At 55.4% G+C, this 22,424-nt stretch carries 17 protein-coding genes and 2 pseudogenes; 9 read left to right on the top strand and 10 right to left on the bottom strand.

Translation table 11 applies throughout. The annotated features are described in order from the left end of the window. Position 1 precedes the first annotated feature (1 nt). On the top strand, positions 2-442 hold the full coding sequence (locus SJY13_RS06775; protein ID WP_377193728.1) for a hypothetical protein: 441 nt from the start codon (positions 2-4) through the stop codon (positions 440-442). Positions 443-1,032: 590 nt separating this feature from the next. Here SJY13_RS06775 and SJY13_RS06770 read toward each other — a convergent pair. The 3 genes from SJY13_RS06770 to SJY13_RS06760 all read right to left on the bottom strand — a co-directional run bounded on the left by SJY13_RS06770 (position 1,033) and on the right by SJY13_RS06760 (position 4,188). Then, positions 1,033-2,451 (bottom strand): TRAP transporter large permease, encoded by a 1,419-nt coding sequence (locus SJY13_RS06770; RefSeq protein WP_377189280.1) that lies wholly within the window; start codon positions 2,449-2,451, stop codon positions 1,033-1,035. Continuing rightward, a complete protein-coding gene (locus SJY13_RS06765; RefSeq protein WP_377189277.1) occupies positions 2,451-3,116 on the bottom strand; it encodes a TRAP transporter small permease in 666 nt (221 codons plus the stop codon). The genes SJY13_RS06770 and SJY13_RS06765 overlap by 1 nt, the downstream gene beginning before the upstream one ends. Positions 3,117-3,186: 70 nt before the next feature. After that, entirely contained in the window at positions 3,187-4,188 is a 1,002-nt protein-coding gene (locus tag SJY13_RS06760) for a DctP family TRAP transporter solute-binding subunit (protein ID WP_377189274.1), read from the bottom strand. A 169-nt stretch (positions 4,189-4,357) separates the two neighbouring features. On the opposite strand from SJY13_RS06760, the gene SJY13_RS06755 reads away from it, so the two are divergent. The 5 genes and pseudogenes from SJY13_RS06755 to SJY13_RS06735 form a co-directional block, all read left to right on the top strand. Continuing rightward, positions 4,358-5,263, top strand: coding sequence for an alpha/beta fold hydrolase (locus SJY13_RS06755; RefSeq protein ID WP_377189271.1), 906 nt, complete (start codon positions 4,358-4,360; stop codon positions 5,261-5,263). Further along, positions 5,260-6,654 (top strand): 3-isopropylmalate dehydratase large subunit, encoded by a 1,395-nt coding sequence (gene leuC / locus SJY13_RS06750; RefSeq protein WP_377189268.1) that lies wholly within the window; start codon positions 5,260-5,262, stop codon positions 6,652-6,654. Before SJY13_RS06755 ends, leuC begins: the two co-directional genes overlap by 4 nt. Before the next feature lies 1 nt (position 6,655). Continuing rightward, positions 6,656-7,261, top strand: coding sequence for a 3-isopropylmalate dehydratase small subunit (leuD, locus tag SJY13_RS06745; RefSeq protein ID WP_377189265.1), 606 nt, complete (start codon positions 6,656-6,658; stop codon positions 7,259-7,261). A gap of 15 nt (positions 7,262-7,276) precedes the next feature. Continuing rightward, positions 7,277-8,188, top strand: coding sequence for a LysR family transcriptional regulator (locus tag SJY13_RS06740; protein ID WP_377189262.1), 912 nt, complete (start codon positions 7,277-7,279; stop codon positions 8,186-8,188). A 377-nt stretch (positions 8,189-8,565) separates the two neighbouring features. Next, positions 8,566-8,790, top strand: a pseudogene (locus tag SJY13_RS06735) (tyrosine-type recombinase/integrase); the annotation flags it as partial. 114 nt (positions 8,791-8,904) lie between these two features. Here SJY13_RS06735 and SJY13_RS06730 read toward each other — a convergent pair. Then, entirely contained in the window at positions 8,905-9,597 is a 693-nt protein-coding gene (locus SJY13_RS06730) for a helix-turn-helix transcriptional regulator (RefSeq protein ID WP_377189259.1), read from the bottom strand. 100 nt (positions 9,598-9,697) lie between these two features. Here SJY13_RS06730 and SJY13_RS06725 point away from each other — a divergent pair, with 100 nt between their 5' ends. From SJY13_RS06725 to SJY13_RS06715, 3 genes and pseudogenes are all read left to right on the top strand, one after another. After that, positions 9,698-10,153 carry an SRPBCC family protein gene (locus SJY13_RS06725; protein ID WP_377189256.1) on the top strand — a complete coding sequence of 152 codons (456 nt, stop codon included), beginning with the start codon at positions 9,698-9,700 and terminating at the stop codon, positions 10,151-10,153. 211 nt (positions 10,154-10,364) lie between these two features. Beyond that, positions 10,365-10,820: a hypothetical protein gene (locus tag SJY13_RS06720; protein WP_143534843.1), complete on the top strand. Its 456-nt coding sequence runs from the start codon at positions 10,365-10,367 to the stop codon at positions 10,818-10,820. A gap of 185 nt (positions 10,821-11,005) precedes the next feature. Continuing rightward, positions 11,006-11,725 (top strand): annotated as a pseudogene (locus tag SJY13_RS06715) (IS6 family transposase); the annotation flags it as partial. 120 nt (positions 11,726-11,845) lie between these two features. Here the strand turns inward: SJY13_RS06715 and SJY13_RS06710 are convergent. The 6 genes from SJY13_RS06710 to SJY13_RS06685 all read right to left on the bottom strand — a co-directional run bounded on the left by SJY13_RS06710 (position 11,846) and on the right by SJY13_RS06685 (position 22,383). Next, the gene (locus SJY13_RS06710) at positions 11,846-12,229 is read right to left on the bottom strand and encodes a DUF1348 family protein (RefSeq protein ID WP_377189253.1); all 384 of its coding nucleotides are present in this window, start codon (positions 12,227-12,229) and stop codon (positions 11,846-11,848) included. A 440-nt stretch (positions 12,230-12,669) separates the two neighbouring features. Continuing rightward, a complete protein-coding gene (locus tag SJY13_RS06705; protein ID WP_377189250.1) occupies positions 12,670-14,406 on the bottom strand; it encodes a Mur ligase family protein in 1,737 nt (578 codons plus the stop codon). Positions 14,407-14,420: 14 nt separating this feature from the next. After that, positions 14,421-17,216, bottom strand: a complete 2,796-nt coding sequence (gene cphA, locus SJY13_RS06700; protein ID WP_377189247.1) for a cyanophycin synthetase — start codon at positions 17,214-17,216, stop codon at positions 14,421-14,423. A gap of 54 nt (positions 17,217-17,270) precedes the next feature. Further along, the gene (locus tag SJY13_RS06695) at positions 17,271-18,125 is read right to left on the bottom strand and encodes a cyanophycinase (protein WP_377189244.1); all 855 of its coding nucleotides are present in this window, start codon (positions 18,123-18,125) and stop codon (positions 17,271-17,273) included. Between the two features lie 54 nt (positions 18,126-18,179). Beyond that, positions 18,180-19,346 carry a beta-aspartyl-peptidase gene (gene iadA / locus SJY13_RS06690; RefSeq protein ID WP_377189241.1) on the bottom strand — a complete coding sequence of 389 codons (1,167 nt, stop codon included), beginning with the start codon at positions 19,344-19,346 and terminating at the stop codon, positions 18,180-18,182. 391 nt (positions 19,347-19,737) lie between these two features. Beyond that, the gene (locus tag SJY13_RS06685; RefSeq protein WP_377189238.1) at positions 19,738-22,383 is read right to left on the bottom strand and encodes an AsmA family protein; all 2,646 of its coding nucleotides are present in this window, start codon (positions 22,381-22,383) and stop codon (positions 19,738-19,740) included. Positions 22,384-22,424: the final 41 nt, after the last annotated feature.

The following is a 22,424-nucleotide window of genomic DNA, read 5'->3' as shown; positions in this document are numbered from 1 at the left end:
TTTGCGAAGTGATGAAGGAGATTTGCACTTTGCGGATGTCAGGACTCCGAGTGGTTTGGTTATTGAATTCCAGCATTCACATATCGGCGAAGACGAGGTACGCGCGAGAGAACAGTTTTACGGAGACTTAGTTTGGGTCATCGATGGAACCCGCCTTAAGCGTGATCGCTCCTCTTTCTTTGATGGTATGGACCAAAATCGCGGGCTAGGAATGAATCCAGAGCAATATGTCTTCAACGGAAATGGGCGTCAGATTACCCGCAGGTGGGCAGTCAGCGAAAAACTTGTGTATTTGGACTTTGGCGATACCGATCTTTGGTGTGTGTCGCCCTACCAATCCAAATGGCAGTTCTTTGCGGTGCGCGTCACTAAGACTGAATTCGTAGCCGCTTGTGGGACTGGGCGGATGGCCCCAGCAGTTGGTCGCTTGCCAAACCCTTAGCCAGCCAGCGTTTCAACGTCGGCTTTGGTAGGCCGCGTGGCGGCATCTCACAGGCTAGGCGTCGGTCTAGAATTGGCCGAGCCATCATGCCGTGACTGCAAACGCGTGAAATCGCAGCAATGGCGGCAAATTGTTCTGATGGCTTTTTCAGGCTCACTGCAGAGAAAGTTGGCAGAGAGCCCTTTTTGTGAGGCCGGTTTTCATGCCGCGTGCGCTCGCGACGTGGTAAATGCTGCGGTAGCGTAAAGTATGGTGCTGTCGGGCAGCGGGATAAAGCCGCCATTCGTGCAGAGTGCAGCAAGGATCAGGGACTGAATTTACGCACTGTAGGACAAAACGGACCTCGGTTGGTTTAGTAATAACGACCGCTATGTTCGCTTCACAACAACCGTAAGATCGACCTGCGCATAGAGCGGAAATTGAGCCGGATTATTCGACTGAGCCACTCCCAGACTGACCACCTAAACCCTCAACGCCGATGGAAGGAGACTTCTGGTATTGTTGCTCCGCTGAACCATCACGATAGCCGTGCAAATCCTACTATCTTGAACAAAATGCGCTGGCGACAGATGCCGCCAGCGCATTCCGCATCACTGGGTTATGATTTCCGGTCCCATGAATGTGTTGGGGAGGAATGTAGACAGGAACGGAACGTAGGTGACGATGAACAGGAAAACGAACAGCACGGCAAGGAACGGCAAGGCTGCTTTGACCACGCTCATCATCGGCATCCCGGCAACGCCCGAGGTGACGAAGAGGTTCAGGCCGACCGGCGGGGTGATCATACCGATCTCCATGTTGACCACCATGATGATGCCCAGATGGATCGGATCGATGCCCAACTCGATGGCGATCGGGAACACCAGCGGTGCCACGATGACCAAGAGGCCTGAGGGTTCCATGAACTGACCTCCGATCAGCAGGATGATGTTGACAACCACCAGGAACATCACCGGCCCGAAGCCCGCCGACAGCATCGCATTGGCGACCTGCTGTGGGATTTGCTCGTCCGTCAGCACATGTTTCAGGATCAGCGCGTTGGCGATCACAAACAGCAGCGTCACAGTCAGTTTCCCCGCATCGAACAAGGTCTTTTGAGTGTCAGGATGCACAATCGCGGTGACCACTGCCCAGGGCTTACTTTTCAGGGGAATGCGCGGGCCTGCAGGGGCGTCTTCGATCACTGCGGCGGCCGACAGGCTGCGGGTTTTGGGGGCGGCCAGCGGACCCATGTCCTTATAGACAAAGGTGGCGATGAAGAAGGCATAGACAGCGGCCACAGCGGCGGCTTCGGTAGGCGTGAAGATGCCGCCATAGATACCGCCCAAAATAATCACGATCAGGAACAGGCCCCAACCGGCCTCGCGACCTGACTGGAACACTTCGCCCCAGCCCTTCCACTCGCCCTTGGGCAGATTCTTGATCTTGGCGATGACATAGATGGTGGCCATCAGCATCAAACCGGCCAACAGCCCCGGAATGACACCTGCCAGAAACATTCGGCCCACCGACACCTCGACCGAGGCGGCATAGACCACCATGACGATAGAGGGTGGGATCAGGATGCCCAATGTACCTGCGTTACAGATCACACCAGCGGCGAATTCCTTGGAGTATCCGACCTGCCGCATGCCAGAGATTACGATTGTGCCGATGGCGACAACGGTGGCTGGCGATGAACCCGACAACGCGGCAAACAACATACAGGCAAACACACCCGCAATGGCGAGGCCGCCCGGGAAATGGCCGACACATGCTATCGAGAAGCGGATGATCCGTCGCGCCACACCGCCCGTCGTCATGAAGGCCGAGGCCAGAATGAAGAACGGGATCGCCAGCAGGGTAAAGTGGCCTTCAAATGCGGCAAACAGCGTTTGTGCGACCGACGCCAGTGAACTGTCCGAAAACCACAGCAAAAACAGGATGGACGACATCCCAAGCGAGATTGCAATCGGGACACCGATCATCAGGAACCCGATGACCATGGCAAAGAGAAGGACGGTTTCCATTATTTAGCCTCTGCGTTCTGGGCTTCAATTTCGGCCAATTCTTCTTCAACCTCATGGCTGGCCACGAGCCGATCCGTCTTTCCGTTCAAGATGCTGAATGTCGCCTGAACAAACCGTAGCAACAGCAAGGCCATCGAAATCGGCAGCACGATGTAGGGCAGAAAACGCGGGATTTTTTCGTAGGCCTCGCCCTCATTGAAGGTGTCTGCCATCCAGGCGAGGATACTGGGCATCGGGATGTCGTTGGTCTCGTACCAGCCCTTTTCAAGGTAGTCTTGCTCGAACCCAAGCGGGAACCAGCGCCCTTCGGTGGCGGGCAGGTTGGCGAAGTTGGCCCAGTAATCCCACGATCCCTTCAGCATAAGAAGTGAGAAGGCGACACAAACAGCGGCAGCGACCAGGGCCAGTCGTTTCCGGGCATTGCCGTGCAGCATGTTCACCATCAGATCGACCCCTAGATGCGCGTGTTTTTTCACCGCATAGGACGACCCCAGCAGAACCAGCCAGGCGAATAGGAAGACCGTCATCTCCAATGCCCAAAGGATATTAGAATCAAAGACATATCTGGCAACGACGTTGGCAAATGTCAGTGTGGTCATCAGACCCAGAATAACGGCAATCAAAGTCTCTTCGATCCGGTCCGCGAACGAGTGATTGTCGGCCATAGTCTACCCTCCCAACAACTGCTTGTTTGACAAAAGCGCGGGCAGGAATGTCCTGCCCGCGCCGAGTGATTCAGAAGCCAGAGTTGATCTGAACTGCTGCGTCGAGGGAGTCCTGACCGATATCGCCCGAGAACTGTTCCCATACTGGTTGCATGGCGACGACCCAGGCCTCGCGTTCGTCATCCGTCAGCGCCCGAATGGTGCCGCCCGCATCCAGAATTGCCTGACGGTTTTTCTGGTTCACAGCGTAGGATTCCGAGTTACGGGTCGCGGTTACCTGGCCCAGTATGGTCAGGAACTGATCACGCACTTCGGGGTCCAGGCTGTCCAACCAGTCAACCGATGTCACGACCAGATAGTCGATGATGCCGTGATTGGTCTCGGTGATGCCGTCCTGCACTTCGAAGAACTTCTTGCCGTAGATGTTGGACCAGACGTTTTCCTGCCCGTCCACAACACCCTGCTGAAGGGCGCCGTAGACCTCGGAAAAGGCCATTTTCTGCGGGCTGCCGCCAATCGCTTCCATCTGTGCCACCAGCACGTCCGAGGACATGACCCGGAATTTCAACCCACCCGCATCGGCCGGTGTAACCAGCGGAACATTGGCCGACATCTGCTTCATGCCGTTGTGCCAGAAAGTCAGCCCCTGAAGGCCGCGACGCTGCATCGAATCCAGCAGTGCTTGCCCGGCGTCCGAGGTTTGGAATGCATCAACCGCCTCGATGTTCTTGAACAGGAACGGCAGGTCGAAGATACGGAATTTCTTGGTGAATTTTTCGAATTTTGACAGCGATGGCGCCGCCAGTTGAATATCGCCGTTCAGCAGCGCCTCAAGCACTTTGTCATCATTGTAGAGGGTCGAGTTCGGAAATACCTCCATACAGGCTTTTCCGTCCATCTCGTCGTTGACGCGTTGTTCCAGCAGTGTCGCTGCGATGCCCTTGGGGTGTTTGTCGGTATTGGTAACGTGGCTGAACTTGATGACGACCTCGCCCGGATCACAGGCGGCAAAGGCCGCACCTGCACTGGTGACAAGCGCAACGACCAGACTTGATGTCTTCCAGAACTTCATAGCTTCCTCCCTTTCAGTCAGGCCGGTCTGACCCGATCAAATATGCTGAGCGAGATTACATGCTTGTGCGGCGATGATTTTTCGGAAGAATTGATCAGTAAATCCGATTAATATTGTCAAAAGAGTCGGTTATCTTGAATAACCAACCGATTTAGCGGAGCGCACCGGTATGTTTCTGGATTTCGAGGAATTGACTTTGAATGTCGGCGAGCAGAAGATTTTTGTGCGACACGGTGGCGACCCTGGCAATCCGGGCCTTTTGCTGTTGCACGGCTATCCGCAGACGTCGGCCATGTGGCATGCTGTTGCCCCGCAACTGACAGATCAGTTCCATGTCATCTGCGCCGACCTGCGCGGATATGGCCGCTCGTACAAACCCGCCTCAGATGATCGGCATACGCCCTACTCGAAACGCGAAATGGCAAAAGACATGGTCTCTGTCATGTCTCAGATGGGGCATGAGACCTTTCTGGTCGGTGCCCATGATCGCGGAGCGCGGGTCAGCCATCGGATGGCTCTGGATCATCCCCAAAAAGTCCGCGCAATAGCCCTGTTGGACATCGCACCGACTCGCGAAATGTATCGCGATACCTCAATGGAATTTGCCAGCGCCTATTGGCACTGGTTCTTTCTGATTCAGAAACACCCCATCCCGGAACAGATTATCGGCAAAGATCCCGCGCAGTTCTGGAAATTGAAATGCTTCAATCAGGCCAAGGGCGAAAATCCCTTTATCCCTGCGGCGCTCGACGAATACATCGCCGCCTTCAGCACACCCGAGGCCATCCACGCCGCTTGCGAAGACTACCGCGCCGCCGCGACCATCGACATCGAACATGACGATCAGGACGACGGGCAGAAAGTTGAACAACCGCTGATGGTCCTATGGGCCGAGCGCGGGGTGATTGAGACCTGTTTCGACGCGATGGCGCTTTGGCAATCGCGGGCGCAACGGGTCGAGGGCGAAGCCGTCGACGCCACCCATTACATGGCCGAAGAGATTCCGGACGAAATAGCAAGCCGAATGCGCGCATTTTTCCTGCGCCAGATCGAACAGAAGGATGCTGCCAAATGAGCAGGACGCTTTACGATAAACTGGTGGACGCACATAAGGTTTGCGACCTGCCTGACGGCGACATGCTGATTTATGTCGATTTCCATATCATGAACGAATACACCAGCCCGCAGGCCTTTTCCGGGCTGGATCAGAAGGGGCTTTCCGTTTGGCGGCCCGAGGCCCATTTGTCAGTGGTCGATCACGTGAATGCCACACGGCAGCGCGATCCGCATGATGCGGCCTCTAAGTTGCTGATCGATAATCTGGAAGCCAATTGCAAAAAGCACAACATCGCCTTCTATGGCCTAGGCGACCGCCGCCAAGGGATCGAGCATGTTGTTGTCCCGGAACAGGGGCTTGTCGCACCAGGGATGCTAATTGCCTGCGGTGACAGCCATACCACCACCTATGGGGCCTTTGGGGCGCTGGGTTTTGGCATCGGCACGTCCGAGGTCGAACACGTGCTGGCGACGCAAACCCTGCGCTATAAGCGGCTGAAGACAATGCTGGTCAAAATCGATGGCGATCTTGCCCCCGGTGTGACCGCCAAAGACATCATCATGAAAGTCGTTCAGGTGGTTGGTGCGGGCGGTGCAAATGGCTATGCCGTCGAGTTTTCCGGCTTGGCCATCCGCGCGCAGGAAATGTCCGGGCGGATGACGATCTGTAACATGGCGGTCGAGTTGGGCGGACGGGCTGCCCTGATCGGGGCAGACCAAAAGGCGCTTGAGACAACCAAGGGGCGCGCGCATAGCGGCACACTGGACTTCGGCGGGCTGGAATGGAACTCGGATGCGGGCGCGGAATACGACACGGTGTTCGAGATTGACGCTGCCGAGATTGCCCCGCTTGTCAGTTGGGGCACCAGCCCGGATCAGTCCGTTCCAGTCGACAGCTTGGTCCCCGCCGAGACCGAGGGGATGACGCCAAAGGCACGCGAGGCGCTGAACCGCGCACTAAACTATATGGACCTGAGGGCCGGTCAGGCGATCACCGATATCGAGATCGACAGCGCCTTTATCGGCTCGTGCACCAACAGCCGTATCGAGGATCTGCGCGCGGCTGCCTCAATCCTGCAGGGCAAAAAGGTTGCCGGATCGGTGAACGCCATCGTCGTGCCCGGTTCGACCTATACCCGTCTACAGGCCGAGGCTGAGGGGATCGACCGGGTGTTTATCGAAGCAGGCTTTGACTGGCGCCCGGAAAGCGGCTGTTCGATGTGCCTTGCGATGAATGACGATATCGCCCTGGATGGCGAGCGGATTGCCTCCTCCACCAATCGTAATTTCGAAGGTCGGCAGGGTCGCGGGGCACGCACCCATTTGATGAGTCCAGAAATGGTGGCCGCCGCCGCCATCCATGGACGGATCGCGGATGTCCGCGAATTTCTAAGCGAAGGAGCGGAATAAGATGCCTAAAACTGTTCATGGGCTCGCCGCCGCCCTGCCGGTTGCCAACGTTGATACCGATGTGATCATGCCTAAACGCTTTCTGATCACGATCACTCGCGAAGGGCTGGCAGAGGGCACATTCGCCGATCTGCGCTTTCACGAGGATAACACCCCGCGTACGGATTTTGTGCTGAACACCCACCCGTGGCATGAGGCCAGAATATTGGTTGTCGGCGACAATTTCGGTTGCGGGTCCAGCCGGGAACACGCGGTCTGGGGACTGGTTCAACTGGGCGTTCAGGGCATCATCGGCACCAGCTTTGCGGGCATTTTCTATGACAATGCGCGCAAGAATGGCCTTGCCTTGCCCATGGTCAGTCCCGAGGTGCGGGATCGGTTGATGCATGCGGCGTCCCATGAGGATGGCGTCAACTACACGATTGATATCGAAAACCGGGTCATCAGAATGGGCGAGGCAAAGCTGCCGTTTGAAATGGACGACGCGACACAGACTGCCCATCTTGAGGGCCGCGACGACACCCTGAACTCGCTGGAATTCGCGGATGCGATCCGCAAATATGAAAGCGGGCTAGGAGAACGGCAACGGGCGCGCGTGATACAGTAGTCGGGACAGGTTGATTTGGAACTTCGCCAACTTCAGTGCTTTGTAGCGGTCGCCGAAGAGTTGCATTTTCGAAAGGCGGGCGAACGTCTTGGCCTCAGCCAGCCTGCATTGTCCGATCGCATTTCCGCGCTGGAACACGAGTTGGGCTTTGCCCTGTTCTTTCGTACAACCCGGCAGGTTAGCTTGACGCAAGCGGGGTCCGAGTTCCTGCGCGACGCTAAGCGTATTCTGGCGGATATCGACAAATCCGTTTCCAAAGCCCGGCATGCGGCCGATAGCGGCCTGAAGACATTGCGGGTCAGCGGGGTTGATGAGGCGATCTCGATGCTACTGCCGCCAGCGCTGATGGAGTTCCGCAAACGGCAGCCTTCGGTGCATGTGGACATTCTTGAGATTTCGTCCTCGGATTACCATACGCAAGAGCTTGCAAATCACCGCACCGACATTGCTTTTGTCCGCAAACCCCCTGAGGAAGAGTATTTGAAAGCGGACCTTTTGTACCAGCAGGGCGCTGTTGTGGTCTTGCCATCCTCATCGGAACTTGCAGGCCGGGACACGCTATCAGCGGCAGATATCAGGGATCATCCGATTATCGGGTTTCCAAAACACGCCCGCCCGATCCTTCACGACCTGCTCTGGAACAGCTATCGCGCCCATGGGTGGCAACCAGACATCGCCTGCGAAGTCATCGACAAATCCACCATGTTGCAGCTGGTGGCGCACGGGGTTGGCATCGGGCTGGCACCCGCATGGATTCGCGCCCTGGCGCCTGCACATTTGAGTTGCATCCCGTACCAAACGGACGGCCAGAGCATCGAACTCTATATCGCGCGACGGGCGGTGGGGAACTCAAAAATGGTGGATGAGTTCGTGGACGTGGTCAAAGACGTTTCCTCGGACCTGCACCCCGTCGGGGCGGGCCAGTGACGCGACCCCGATTGTATTCCACAGGAGCATTCGTCGGCTAAAGTGGAGCAAATACGGTAGCCTTGAAATAGCCCCAGCGCGCGCCTGAAGTTTGTGTATCGGAACATTACACGATATGGCGAAACGCATCGTCGAAAGTGCTGTCGGCGATCCGGAGAAGTTAGATCGTCAGTGAAGTTTGGCTTGGACCTCTCGTTCAGACAACAACGGCAGTCATCTACGGACTATGGTCGTTCGTGTGTACAGCGGCATTAAGCACTTCGGGCTCCGTGCCGCCGATTGCATCGGCAGAAATGGTGTTCTCGGCTAACTTCCGGGACCAAGCATTCACTCCGCTTGTACGATGACATCATCAGCGCGGCGCTGATGCCTGGGGATATGGCCGGCTTGTAAGGGATTGGGTGGCCGCGATTGGACTGGAGCCCAGAGGATACGGCACTCGTTCGCTGCGTAGGACCAAAGCAGCGGAGATATACCGGAAAATCGGAAATCTCAGAGTGGTTCAACTTCTGCTCGGACACACAAAGGTTGACAGCACTGTCAGATACCTTGGCGTCGAACTTGAAGATGCGCTGAGCATCGCCGAGCAAATCGACATTTGAACCATGTTGGCGGGCGGTACTTGTCGTTCGCCAATTCGGGCCGGACATATGTTTGCGCCGCAGCGGTGGTTTGAATCGAGCCCATTTTATCAGATGCAGCACAACCCACTAACGTCAGCTTTGCATCCGTTTCGCTGTCGCTTCTTCCCATCCCTTGAGCAGCGCCGCCCGCCGTCCCGGGTACTTCTGGCCCAGTACTTTCAGCTCTTCGACCCGTTCTGTCTTGAAGTGCCGATAGTCGTCTTTGGTCTCGCACCATCCCACAAGGTATCGTGTTCGATCCAAGAATGCGATCAATAGCGGCCAGACAACCCTGTCAGTCGTGCTGCCATCACGGTCCGTATAAATGAGTTGCAATCTGTACCTCTCCCGAATGGCATAGCGCAGCAGAGCGCTATCGAAACGTTCGGTCACCCTGGCGCGCGTCTGAATAGGCTTTGTGCTGCCGTCCAGCACCACCGGGCGCAGTTCCTTCGGGATGGCCAAAGAGAGCTTTGACACCAAATCCCGCGCGGCCCGGGCAAGCGAGGGATCGGCCTCAGATGCCACCCACGCGGCACCAAGGGCTGCCGCCTCTAACTCATCTGCTGTGAGCATCAGGGGCGGCATGTCATAACCATCGTCAAGCACGTATCCGATCCCCGCCTCGCCCGTAATAGGGATGCGCTGTGCATGAAGCTCGGCCATATCGCGGTAGAGCGTGCTAAGAGATATCTCCAATTCATCTGCCAACTCCCGTCCTGTGATTGGCGACTGGGTAGATCGCAGTATTTGGATAATCTGGAACAGACGTTCAGTGCGACGCATTTTTTCATCCTCCTCTCACACTACTGTCATAACGGTGAGAGGAGCGTAGTTCTAGGACAGGATCAGAAACCGACTGACATGCAAACAAACGGAGTTGAAAATGATCCACCATGAACGCAACCTAACAATCGACGCAGCCCCAGAATCCGTTTGGGCAGTGTTGAGCCAATACATGCATATCGACGCATTCGCACCGCAGATCACATCCGTTGATGCCTTAACCGACGGCGAAGTTGGAAAGGGCTCAAAGCGCCGCAACCACTTCGCGAACGGCACGTCTGTGGTTGAAGAGGTGACTGCATGGAAGCCGGGCAGCGGCTATACGGTCAAGCTATCTGAGATGGCCGCGATGCCGCTGCACGAAGCCTGTTCCGAAATCCGCATCACGCCAATCGGCGGCAAATCCAAAGTGACTTGGACCTTCGATTATCGCGTGAAATACGGGCCGATCGGATGGCTGGTGGGACAAACCATGATGAAAATGATGATGGGCAAGATTATCGTTGCAAACCTTCAAGGGCTCTCAGAGAAGGTTCGCTTAGGGCGGTTCACGTGAGAGTTTGAGAGCATGCTGCTCGGCCTCTGATGCCTGCAGTGAGCCCATGGCGGACCTTTTTTCCCTTACGACCACCGGCAATAGATTTTGTCGGAAGCGCTCGTTCATTGCACCAATCATTCCTGCGTGCCATCTGTTGGTGACGCGACGATTTCGGATGGCCTCTGCCTACGGTCTGTCGCTTCATAGTTTTGCAAGTGCAGGAGTGATCATGACGTTTTATGACCGCAAAGACGCCGCCGCCGTCTTTATCCTGCGCATAGGGCTCGTGTGGTTCATGTTTCTCTGGGCCGTCCACAAGATCATTACGCCCCAGCAATATCAAAACCTGGCCAAGAATATCGACGGGATCGAGATGTCCTTTGCCCAGATATACGCTGTGGGCGGCGTTCAAATTGCACTTTGTGTGCTGGCAGCTCTGGGCGTTTTTCGCGTTTTCAGCTATGGCGGTCTTGCGGCGATGCATTTCTTTACCATCACCCGACAATGGGAGCGTTACCTAGATCCCTTTGCTCTGAACGACCGCGGCTTTCCAATCAACCGAAACCCAGTGATCGCTCTTGCGGCGATGGCCGCATTCGTCGCGCTTCTGCTCCTGATTCACCGCGATCACTTCAGCATCGGAGGCTGGCTGCGGCGCCACGCAGGCGCCCGTTGGTGGTATTAGGATCTGTCTTCTAGAAAAGGTAACCGCCCAATAGACCATCCATTTGGCGAGATTGAGGGCATGCCGAGATCGGCTTTGTCCGCAGATCGTGAGTCAGGGGGGAGCAAAATCATACATCCGCAGCGAATGATCTTGTCAGAAGAACTTTGCTTGAGCGGGGTAGGGTGCTCTCGTAGCCTTCGCACATGATTAAACAATCGCCATTCAAATACTGTAAAACCAGTCCAGAGGTCATTCGTCTGGCAGTCATGCTTTACATTCGGTTCCCACTATTGCTTAGAAACGTGGAAGACCTGTTGCATGAGCGTGGTATTGAGGTGAGCCACGAAACCGTCCCCTATTGGTGGAACAGGTTCGGCCCGATGTTTGCCGCTGAGATCAGACAAAAAACGCGTCCAGCAACTGCGTGCCTTCTCGAAATGGAAGTGGCACGTGGATGAGGTTTTCTTGAAGGTGAAGGTGAAGGTGAAGGTGAAGGTGAAGGGCAAGCGGCATTATCTTTGGCGGGCTGTTGATCACGAAGGCAAAGTACTGGAAACAGTCGTACCAAGCGTCGAAACAAGCAGGCGGCATTGAAAATCCTCAAGAAATTGATGAAGCGACACGGTAAAGCGGAAAACGTCGTCACGGATCGCTTCGCATTGTATCGGGCCGCTCTCAAGGAGCTTGATGCTACCGAAAGACAGCAGGCGGGCAGGTGGCTCAACAACCGCGTTGAGAATTCCCACCTGCCATTCCGACGAAGCGAACGCGCCATACAACGTTTCAGGCGAATGCGAAGCTTACAGAAATTTACCTCCGTCCACTCCTCCGTCTACAACCACTTCAACCAGGAAAGATCGCTAACCAGCAGAGATACATTCAAGCCGGCACGCAATGCCGCACTTGCCGAGTGGCGTCAGCTTTGTTCCGGAAAAGTTCGCGCGTGTCGCAGCGAACAGAGACTGGTTCGAATTTGTCTGACAGTACTTCTCCGACACCGTAGACGATCGCCCGCACGGGCCGTGCCCCCTTGGCAGCGATCATCATTCGCCAGCAACCTGGCGTTCATAATCGGCGCTGTCATACCAGCCCAACGACTTGATCACCTTTAGTTCGTTGTCCAAATCCCATTCCTCCCAACCTGAGAACTTCACATGGCTGCCCGTGTCTTTGTGGTGGCCCTCAAAGGTCCACGCATAGACCATATGGTGATCGGCAACTAAAACACTGTCGAGCTTGAGGATGAGATCGGGAAAATCGGCCATAAAACCCGCAGCCATTTCGGCGATTTCAGCTTGGCTTGTCATCGGGTCGCTGCGGTTCATACCCATGGTCGTGTTATATGCGTAGCGGCTTGCCACGGCCTCTGGATTTCGTTCGGTCCAAGCGTCGCAATGCGCTTTCGCACATTCTGTGCGCAGTCTCAAAATCAGGTGTCAAAACGTCCCCCAGAAAGCAGCAATTGTGTTTCAGTGAAGTTAGCGGCGGATGAACCACCAGGCCATCCGAAACTTAACGGTCAGGATTGTTGAGCGGCAGCTCCGCGCTTGTTGAGAGTGCTCGTCCGGCACCGGCGTTCGCAAACGCAGCGAATGACCGTAAAGCGGGCTGCGACCGCAGAATTAGACAGCTGCGCTGAGAGGCCGGAATGGGCCGCTACCGATCCGGTGTTGCAAAAATAAGGCGGGTCCTCGCACGTGCTTTTGCCATGGAGAAACCCAGGTTTGTTTGCCAGCTGATCATTACCGATGAATTGGAACTTCACCTTTCAATCGGTGTCTGAAGCCCAATTGGATATCTGCGTTGCGTTTGCTGGTATTGCCTCGTGTTGACTGTAACTCTGTGAATTCGGCAGCCGGCTTTGTTTTTAACTGTCAAGCATCGCGAGAACGGCGTCACGATCGGATAGCACCAGCAGCAAGGCAATATCACCCGGCTCCAGCAATTCAAGTATCAGTGAAGCAGCCTGTGAGGGCGAAGTAGCTCTGAGTATTTGTTTCGCATTATACCCATGTTCCAACGCTGTTCGTTCGATCAGATCAGAAATCTCTCCTAATTCGCGACCTCTTAAATACCCTTCTAACTCGGTTGCGACGACTACGTCGGGTTGGAATTTCAGCGCTGTCGCAGTTACCTCGCGGATATCTTGATCCGATCTGTCCCCAGCATGGCTAAGCATTATGAAACGCCGTTTTGCTGGTAGGCTCGATAACGCATTGCAAACTGCCGAAATCGAATGCGGATTATGTGCAAAATCCACGAAAACCCGGGCCCCGTTGTGCTGAAACTCGTTGCAACGACCTGGGTTATCTTTGGCGTCTGGCTTGAAACCGGCCAATCCATCCCGAGCCGCCTGAACGGGTAAATTCAGTGCCAAGGCAAGGCACAAGGCCGCCAGCGCGTTCAGGATATTATACTTCGCAGCGCCGCCCATGGTCAGAGGGACATCGGAAACCGCGATCACCATCTGTTCCGCAGCGCCGTCGAAAAAGATGACATCTCCCTGCCGTACATACGCGCAGCACTTGCCCGCGTCACGAGCCTGCCGGATCAGGTCATTCTGTGAGTCCAGCGAAAACCACCAGATATTCGCAGATGTATCCTCCGCTTCGGCGCGGACATAGTTGTCATCGGCATTCAGGGCCAGCACGCCACCCTCGGCCAGTGTTCGATGTACGGCGAACTTGGCCTGAGCCAGTTCTGGCACCGTGTTGACCCCGTATTGCCCTAGATGGTCGTTCGCCACATTGGTGACCGCTGCTGCCGTGGCCGCGCGAGTCGGTAGACCCCGACGCAGAATGCCTCCCCGTGCGACTTCAAGACAGGCGACCTCCAGCCTTTTGTCACGCAGTAACATGCGCCCGCCGCCGGGACCTGAGTAATCGCCACGGTCCAGAATTTCGTCACCCACGCGCACAAATTCGGTCGAGGTCAGCCCGGCGACCTTGCCCGAAGCGCGTGAGATCGCCTCAAGCAACCGGGTAGTGGTGGTTTTGCCGTTGGTTCCGGTGATGAACGCGACCGGGATATTGTGCAGAGCAGACCAGTCTACTTCATCAGAGGCTGGCAGCGCATCGACCGGCCAGGATTGACTGCCCGTCCCATGCCCGATCGATACGTCATCATCATCGCAGAGGATATCCACACCTTGCACTTCTGCTGCCGCGATCAAGGCGATCAGCGCAGGGTTGGCTTCATTCTCCACTACGCCTTTGACATCTGCAACCATCTGATCGAAATCTCCGGGCTCGGATGCCAGCAGTTCGGCGGCACAAAAATGCCACGCGGTTTGCGCCGCGAAGATCGCGGAATAGAGCTGATCCATTGGCGCTGAGATCGCCAAATTGACACCACCCGTAAAGATGCGGTGGGTCAGGTCCTGATCCTGCCACCCAAGCGCATCCAGCACACGACGCGCGTGTTTCTCCCACAGGATGGTGACCTGCGTGGCAGCGATATCGGTGAAAAACACGTCTATCACCGCGCCGGGTCGGTCCCAAAGCAGGCCCGGCCCAGTCAGACGCCGGGCATCATCCACCTGAATATGGTCGACAGTCGCGCTTGCAATTGTCAGCGCGGTCTCAAGCTCTTCAATCCGGTCCATTTCCGAGCCTCCGCTCAATCCGCGTCTTCACTGATGTCACGGGCCAGACGCACACCACGCTCGTCCCGGATCAGGTTCTGGTCGCCTTCGAACATGTCTTCGAATGCGGGTTCGGTGGGGCTTGCCACCGGCACGGCCTCGGGTACTTCACCATCAGAGTTGAAATAGATGATCTGTTTCCAGCAACGCGTCGTGTCGTCACCAAAGATTACCAGCAGATCGCCCTGTGCAGCCTGCTCCAACGCGGCGCTCACGGCTTCGACCTCGTCCGGGATGATCGTGATCGCTGAAGCGTCCACACCGTTTTCGATCATGGCCTGACGCATCAACTGCGGCACCTCGTCATGCCCGCGACCGCGGCGGCGGTCATCCGCTTTGCAGATGTAATGATCAAAGTGTCCGGCCAACGCGGCGGCCCCGTCTACAATGTCTTCATCGCGCCGGTCGCCGGGCATCGCGACAACACACAATCTGCGGCCCTTGACCTCCAACTGATCGGCCAGCGCCGCCATCGCCTTTAGCGCGGCGGGATTGTGGCCATAGTCCAGGATCACCTTGAAGGGATGTTCATCATAGACATTCATCCGCCCAGGTGCCTGGAAATAGCTGGTGTCGAAGGTGCGCAGCCCGTGGCGGATATTGTCAAGATCCACTCCGAAACTATAGGCCATCGCGGTGGCAAACATCGCGTTCTGGACGTTGAAAACCGCTTTGCCTTCCAACGTCGCCGGGATCAGATGTGCCCACAGAACCGGGATATGAAGCCCGTTGTCGTAAATGGTCAGCATGTCACCATTCATGCCCTTTTCAAGCACGATGGCCTTTCCGCCTGCCTTGATATGTTCTTTGACCAGACTGTGCCCCGGATTGGTGGTGACATAGAAGATCTGGTCCGCTCCGGCGTAGTCAGCCATTTTCAGACAATTGATGTCATCGGCATTCAGCACGGCCGTATCCGTAGAGCTCTCTACCACCACGCGCTTGACGACGGCCAGTTCCTCGACCGTGTTGATGCCGCCAAGACCCAAATGATCTGCCGAAACATTCAGACATGCCGCCACGTTTGAGCGCTGATAGCCCAGACCTGACCGAACAAGACCGCCGCGTGCGGTTTCCATCACGGCAAAATCAACCGCCGGATCGCGCAGGACGATCTGCGCGGATTTGGGCCCTGTCATGTCGCCCTTCACGCTCAGCTTGCCGTCCACATAAACGCCGTCGGTCGAGGTCATACCAACGGTCTTGCCGCTGGTTTTCATGATATGACCCAGCATCCGTGACGTCGTTGTCTTGCCGTTGGTACCTGTGATCGCCGCAATCGGTATGCGTGTCTCCTCGTTGGTCGGGAACAGCATGTCGATCACTTTCCCGGCCACATCGCGCGGCTGACCTTCGGACGGGGCAACGTGCATCCGAAAGCCAGGGGCTGCGTTCACCTCGACAATCGCGCCGCCGATATCCTTGTAGGATTTGGTGATATCGTCGATCAGAAAGTCCACACCGCCCACATCCAGCCCCACGGCCATGATGGCGCGTTCGGCCATATCACGGTTGTCGGGATGCACCACATCCGTCAGGTCGATTGCGGTGCCGCCAGTGGACAGGTTCGCCGTCGACCGGAGATAGAAAATCTCGCCATCCGGCAACACGGTCTCTGTACTTACGCCCGCATTCTCCATCAGGCGTGTGGCCTGATTGTCGATTTCGAGCATGGTCAGCACTTTTTCGTGCCCGATGCCTCGGCGCGGATCCTGGTTCACGATGTCGACCAGTTCGGCAATCGTGTGCGTGCCGTCGCCAATGACATGCCCGGGAACCCGCTTGGCCACCGCGACCAGCTTGTTGTTCACCACCAGCATTCGGTGATCAAAGCCGGTGATAAAGCTCTCCACCAGAATAGCACGGCTGCGGGAATGTTCTTTGGCTTCGGCAAAGCCGGCCTCGACCTCTTCGTCTGAGTTCAAATTGATTGAAACACCGCGCCCGTGATTGGCGTCCAAAGGCTTGACGACCACCGGGTGTCCAATTCGTCCGGCAGCGCGTACCGCTTCGCCCGGGGAATAGACCATGCGCTGCTGTGGTACCGGCAGGCCAAGATCGTTCAGCAGGTTGTGGGTGTCTTCCTTATCGCAGGAAATCTCGACCGAGATGTGTTTGGTCTCTGATGTGATGGTTGCCTGAATGCGTTTCTGGTACTTGCCATGCCCGAACTGCACCAGCGAGCCTGAATTCAGCCTGATCCACGGGATGTCGCGCCCTTGCGCGGCCTTGACCAGCGACCCGGTTGACGGGCCAAATTCTTTGCGCTGCGCCCGCAGCACAAAGCTGCGCAGTTCATCGTCCCAGTTAAAGTCCGGGTCGAAGTCGTAATCCACCTGTTCCTTGAGGGCTTGCGGCAAAAGATGCATCAGCAGACGCATTGCCAACTTGCCTGCATCTAGACCGACATCGCGCTGACGGTATTCATAAACCATATTGTACCGGCCGGGTTCGCCTGTGCTGCGCGTTCGGCCAAAGGTTACATCCGAACCGGCCACATTCTGAACCTCTATCGCACAATGTTCCAGCACATGACCCAGCCAGGTGCCCTCATCTTCGCGCAAGCGGCGGATGAAGCCCCCGGGTTTGCGATAAGAACAGCCATGCTCAGCCAGACCAGGAAGCGCCTTGATCAAGGCGTCGATAAACTCGGGTCCAATTTTTGCCGAGGGCCACTCTTCCAGAACACCCAGATCGATGACGTGGCGAATGACCGGAAAACTGGCCCAGACATTCGGGCCGACAAAGACATTGGTCGAGATTATTTTCATGAGGCTCCCCGTTGGTTAGCTTTTCATCCCCCCGCTGGCGGCCTCATCCCCGGACTAATCCGGCAATGTGCAGAACGCCATATGCTCATCCGGCGGAAAAGCCTGGCGAGCCGTCAGATCATAACGGCACCCTTCGCCCAGAACGTCAAGCCGAAGACCAAGAAGGCTCAGTGCTTCGCCCCGGCGGGCATCCCACATTGATGAATGGGTCAACTGGCTGGCATCCACCACTGTTACCGAACCGCTGCCGATCACTTCAAAGACATTGTCGGGACCGATGAAGGCAGCCGTGTCTTCGTCAATTCCCAACCCAATCAAGAAAGGGTTGAAAGATGAGGCCGTTAGCAGGCGTCCAAGCCTGTTTCGCTGCGTAAAATGCTGATCGATGATGACGGCATTGGTCAGGCCCATGCCAGGTGCAAGTGTGATGTTGCCTTCAGCCGGGGCTGAGTTGCTGCTGCCGCCCGCAACCATATGCTCGGACATGATCGAAGCACCTGCCGAAGTTCCTGCAACCGGTACACCGGTCGCATTCCGGCGGCGTATTTTTTGGGCGACTAGAGTACCTCCAAGAATTGCTGACAGGCGCAACTGGTTCCCACCGGTCATAAAAATCCCGGTCGCGCGGTCCAGCATCTCGGCAAAATCAGGGTTGTCGCAATCGGCCCTGCGTGAGATCGGCAGGAATTCAACCGTGCCTGCGCCCAGCTCGGAAAAGATACGGTTATAGTCGGGCCCTGTTTCTTCCAGCATCGAGGCTGTTGGGATCACGACAATATCGGCTTCGGCACCGCCGGACAGTTCCACAAACTTTCGGTGAATCTGCATTTCCTTAGCGCGGTCTTCACCGCCGCCAATCGGAATAATGTACCCGCGCGGGGTCTCTGCATCTACGGGTGCAGGGCACATGTCTCAACTACCTTCCGGTGCTATAGCGGGCAGCCACCGGGACCGCGCGGACGCTCAAACCTGTTCATACATACCGCGCTGGACTATCTGGCCATCGCGGACATGCCATTCCCCCCGGGCCATCACATGCCGCACAACCGTGTTTTCGTCAAGAACCACCAGATCCGCGTCCATGCCAACTTTCAGACGCCCTTTTCGGGGTAACTTCAGCAGATCGGCGACATTCGAGGTCAACGGAGCCAGCGCTTCGGACAGGGATACTCCCCGATCTGTAAGGTCGCGCAGGGTTTCGGGCAAAGTGTCCGACAATCCCACACCGAACCGTGTCAAATTGCCATCACGGTCAAAGGCAGGCAGGCAACCGCCACCGTCAGAGCTGATCGTAAACCGGTCCGCATTACCGCCCAAATCGCGGAATTGGATGTAGGCCTCGGAGGCAGAGATGCCCGGTTCGATATGCTCACAGGGGAACGCGGTAGCGTCGATGTAACATCCGTGCCGCGCCAGCGCGACGGCCTGTTCGAAAAGTGGCTTATTGCGATTGACATGGGTTGGATTGAAGACGCGTGCGGGAATTTCGCAAGCCGCGATAGCTTGCTCCAACATTGACAACCCCCGCTCGCCATCTCCCATATGGCAATGCACAATCCCCGCTTTTCCAGTCATCAATCCCGCGACATGCGCCTCGCTTGCAATCCGAAGAAACTCATCCAATGTCGGTTGGCTCGACCGATGATCACTGATCGCTAATTCCCCAACGCCGATGACCGGATCTAGGAACACGATATCTCCGCGGACTGAACCGGTGAGAGTGGTTAGCGGGACATGATAGCCACCGGTGTGACACCAGGCCGAAAGCCCCTCGGCCCGCAGCCCACAGGCCTGCTGCACCAGCGTCTGTGTGTTGCGGGTCAGATCGTCGGTGCCCAAGACTCCAATGACCGAAGTGACACCGGCACGTGTGAAAGAGGACAGGACCATCGGCGGCACCCGACTGGCTGGTCCGGTTTCACCGCCGCCGCCCGTGATGTGCGCGTGTCCGTCAATCAATCCCGGAACAACCGCTGCACCGTCGACGTCAATGACCTCGGCCTGAAGCTGATCCGGCAATTCGGGCGCTACGCTACCGACGTAAATGATGCGTTCACCTGCGGTGAGAATATGGCCCAAACCAAAAGGTGCAGGCGAATAGAGGTGCGCATTCTTGATAAGTCTCAACACGTTTCATATCCGTCAATAGGAGCGGCGACATCCTGTCTTGCACTAAAAGACAGTAAAAGAACCATCCCCTATTTGGAAGAAAGCACGAATGCCGAACTCTAAGCCCTAGCGGATATTGAGGAAGAGGATGGAAGACTAGTTGCGAAGATTGTGAGTTCGCCTAGCTTTGCTTCTTGCTTCTTGCTTCTTGCTTCTTGCTGTTCCAGCGAAAGGCGGCTTTGCGGATTGCGACCGCGGCAATTCTAGAGGGTGTTGAGAGTCCGGTTTGGGGCCGCGATCGACGCTCACACCGCCAGGACATTCTGAATTGTTGATCGGAACTTGAACAGAGCCAGATGACCATGTCTATCGGCCATTCGCATGCGATCGAGTTTGAAACTGAGCCCTGAAACTACTGTCTCAATTGGTCAATATCTGGAATGCAGGATTTTCTGGTAAGAGGCAGCTTCGTCGCGCCGTCTGCGCGTTTCTGGAAAATATTGTGATGAAGAAGTTTGATTTTCGGATGCGTCAGCGTTCCTACGACTTCGAAAGGCCAGGCGCTGCGTGACAACGGCCTGCCAAGCTTTCGGGCTTCTGCGTGGATTGAAATCGAGTTCTTTTTCCAATCCAGCTCGCCACGGGCAACTAGTTGAACTTTTTTGGTCTCGGCGACAAACGAGCTGAAAGAGACGTTGCCTGCATCGACTTTAATAGGCACGGCAAGGCATGTGATCTTACTGTATCCTTTTCTGAGTTCATCAGAAAACAGCCATGGAAATATGCCAAGGCCGGACAGTTCGAGAAGACTGGTTGCAATCCCACCATTTGACATCAGAATCGAAGCAGAACCCTTCATAGAGTTCAAGTAAACGTCTAGCGAACGCCTGTTTCCGACAAACTCGAAACTCCCATGGAGTCGCCCCTCAGCCGCGTATTTGACCTTGAATGCGTCCAGGACGTCTGCCAGATTCCAGTCTTTCGTTGTGCCTTGAATTGAAAGCAGCTGGGGTGTCTTTGCCACGTTCATCTTCGCCGTGCCGGAGAAATGACCACCATCATACGCTACGTCGACCGGCCCAAGTTGTGCAATGCCGTCCTTGGCCGTGAGTTGGCTGGACAAGCTGGTTATCGCCCGTTGGCCTTCAATTTTTTTGATATCAATGGTTACATCAACATCCTGATCGAGCAGAAAATCCTCTACTTCTATCAGATCAGAGGCCTTGGCTTTCGACCTGGCGGATTTTGCTTCTTTGGTACCGCGCTGTCGGAAGCTTGCTCCAATTCGCGAAACGATGGAAATAGCATTTTTGACATCCTGAAGCACGATACTCTGGCTGGAAACCTTGCCTTGCGTTTTGGGTCGCGCGCCAGCTACGAATGTCTCCAACTTGGCATTCAGCTTCGACTTTCCGGTTAACAGCGCGATGACACTTGAGAACTTCTCTTTTTTTCCATTTGCGGACAGGCTGAACTTCAACGGCCCAGCATTGATCTTTTTCAGGTTAAGGGCGCTCAGGAACAAAGCACTGTCTTTGACAACTAGGTTGAAATCAAAGGACAGGTTCTCAAAATCATCTACATTTCCAAGCTTTGCCTGAGTTTTCAGCTCCCATACGTTGGTATCTACTGTCTGCGCATCAAACTCGTTGAGACTGAGGAACCCTTGCAAGTCATCGAAAGAAAAATTGCCCTCTACGCTGCCAAGCGTCTTTGCGTCTTTCTCGTCTTGGTCTCGAAAGACCACCGAAGCTGGTATCGACATAGTACCGCTAAAGTCGATGTCCTTCAGCCGCAGCAGGTCTTTGATGTTCCCTTGAGCGGTAACGTATGGTCGATCCTGCGGCCCGGCCTGCAACGCGATGTCTTCAAGCATCAGATTGCCCTCATTAGACCGAAATACGCGACCAATACTGACTGGGCCGACCCGTTTTAATTCATTGTCGAATGCGTTTGTTGTTAAAATCAGATCCTGAAACTCCAATGCGCCATCCGTACCAACAATATGAGTTGATAAGTCGGTCAGCTTCAGATCCTTCAGATCCGTGGCTGTTTCAGGTGGGTTTCCCTCAGGATAAAAGCGTCCGTCGACAGTCAGATCTATACCCGCAAAATCTAACAAATTTTCGACAGAACCCTCCGCTGTCAGCTTTTGACCTTTAGAAAGGTTTAAAGCTGTTGTGATATCTGTAATTTTCAGTTGTGGGTTCTGGCTGCGTATCTCTGCTGCCAAGGTTGCTTGCCCCTCAAGATCACGGTCGAGCCTCAGCACTTCGAGTAAGTCGCCAATTTCGCCTGTGTCCAACGTCAGTTTGCCATCGAAACCGCCACCATTCTGCGATGTGATCGGAGCCCCGTTGAAATCAAGCTTCATCGCACCGAAGTTTGCAGTTGTCGTGAATGGTTGACCTCTTGGATAATCGCCTTTGATTTGGAAGTCCTGACCGTTCACGGTTCCTTGGCTTGTTACGGTAACACCCGCATCATCATCCACTTGATCCAAGTGTAGATTTGTTAGATTGAAATCGAATTCAAAGCCTGTCGTTTTATTTTCGACGATCAGCGCAACCGAAGTGAATGCGGCTGTTTTATCGCTCAAGAAGTCAAGAATGCCGTCAGTGTCATTCTGCAGCCCCGACGTCGTCAAACTGACCTCAGGTCGATTGTTTGCTGTCCAACTGTGCGTCCCGTTCTTGTTAGTCAGCATTCTGACTTTCAAGCCGTCCACAATCAAGTTGTCGAAATCAATCTGGCCTTTGATCAACGCCGGCAGGTTCAGTTCTAGCTTAAGGTCCTTCAGCGTCGCCAAACTCACATTGGCAATGGTCTCGCTTGGGACTTCCACTGCGGTTGCATGGATGTGGCTTGTTGCACCCAGAACGATGCTGACATCTCCTCGTATATACAACGTTTGACCGATTTGGTCTGAAAGCACCCTCTCTAAAATTGGAACCCGAAGCCCCGAGAAAAAAGGCAGCGCCAATACAGACCAACCAAGCGCTATCATAAGAGCACAGAACAGAACGGCACGTCCGGCTATTCGTAAAATCACCTTCATAACGCCCAATCTTCTTCGCTGCACATCGCCGACGCTTGTTA

This window comes from Ruegeria meonggei (assembly GCF_042768335.1).
GTDB classification, from domain to species: Bacteria; Pseudomonadota; Alphaproteobacteria; order Rhodobacterales; family Rhodobacteraceae; genus Ruegeria; species Ruegeria meonggei.
Note: the sequence above shows the minus strand (reverse complement) of the source record. Positions and strands in the feature narration are given on the sequence as shown.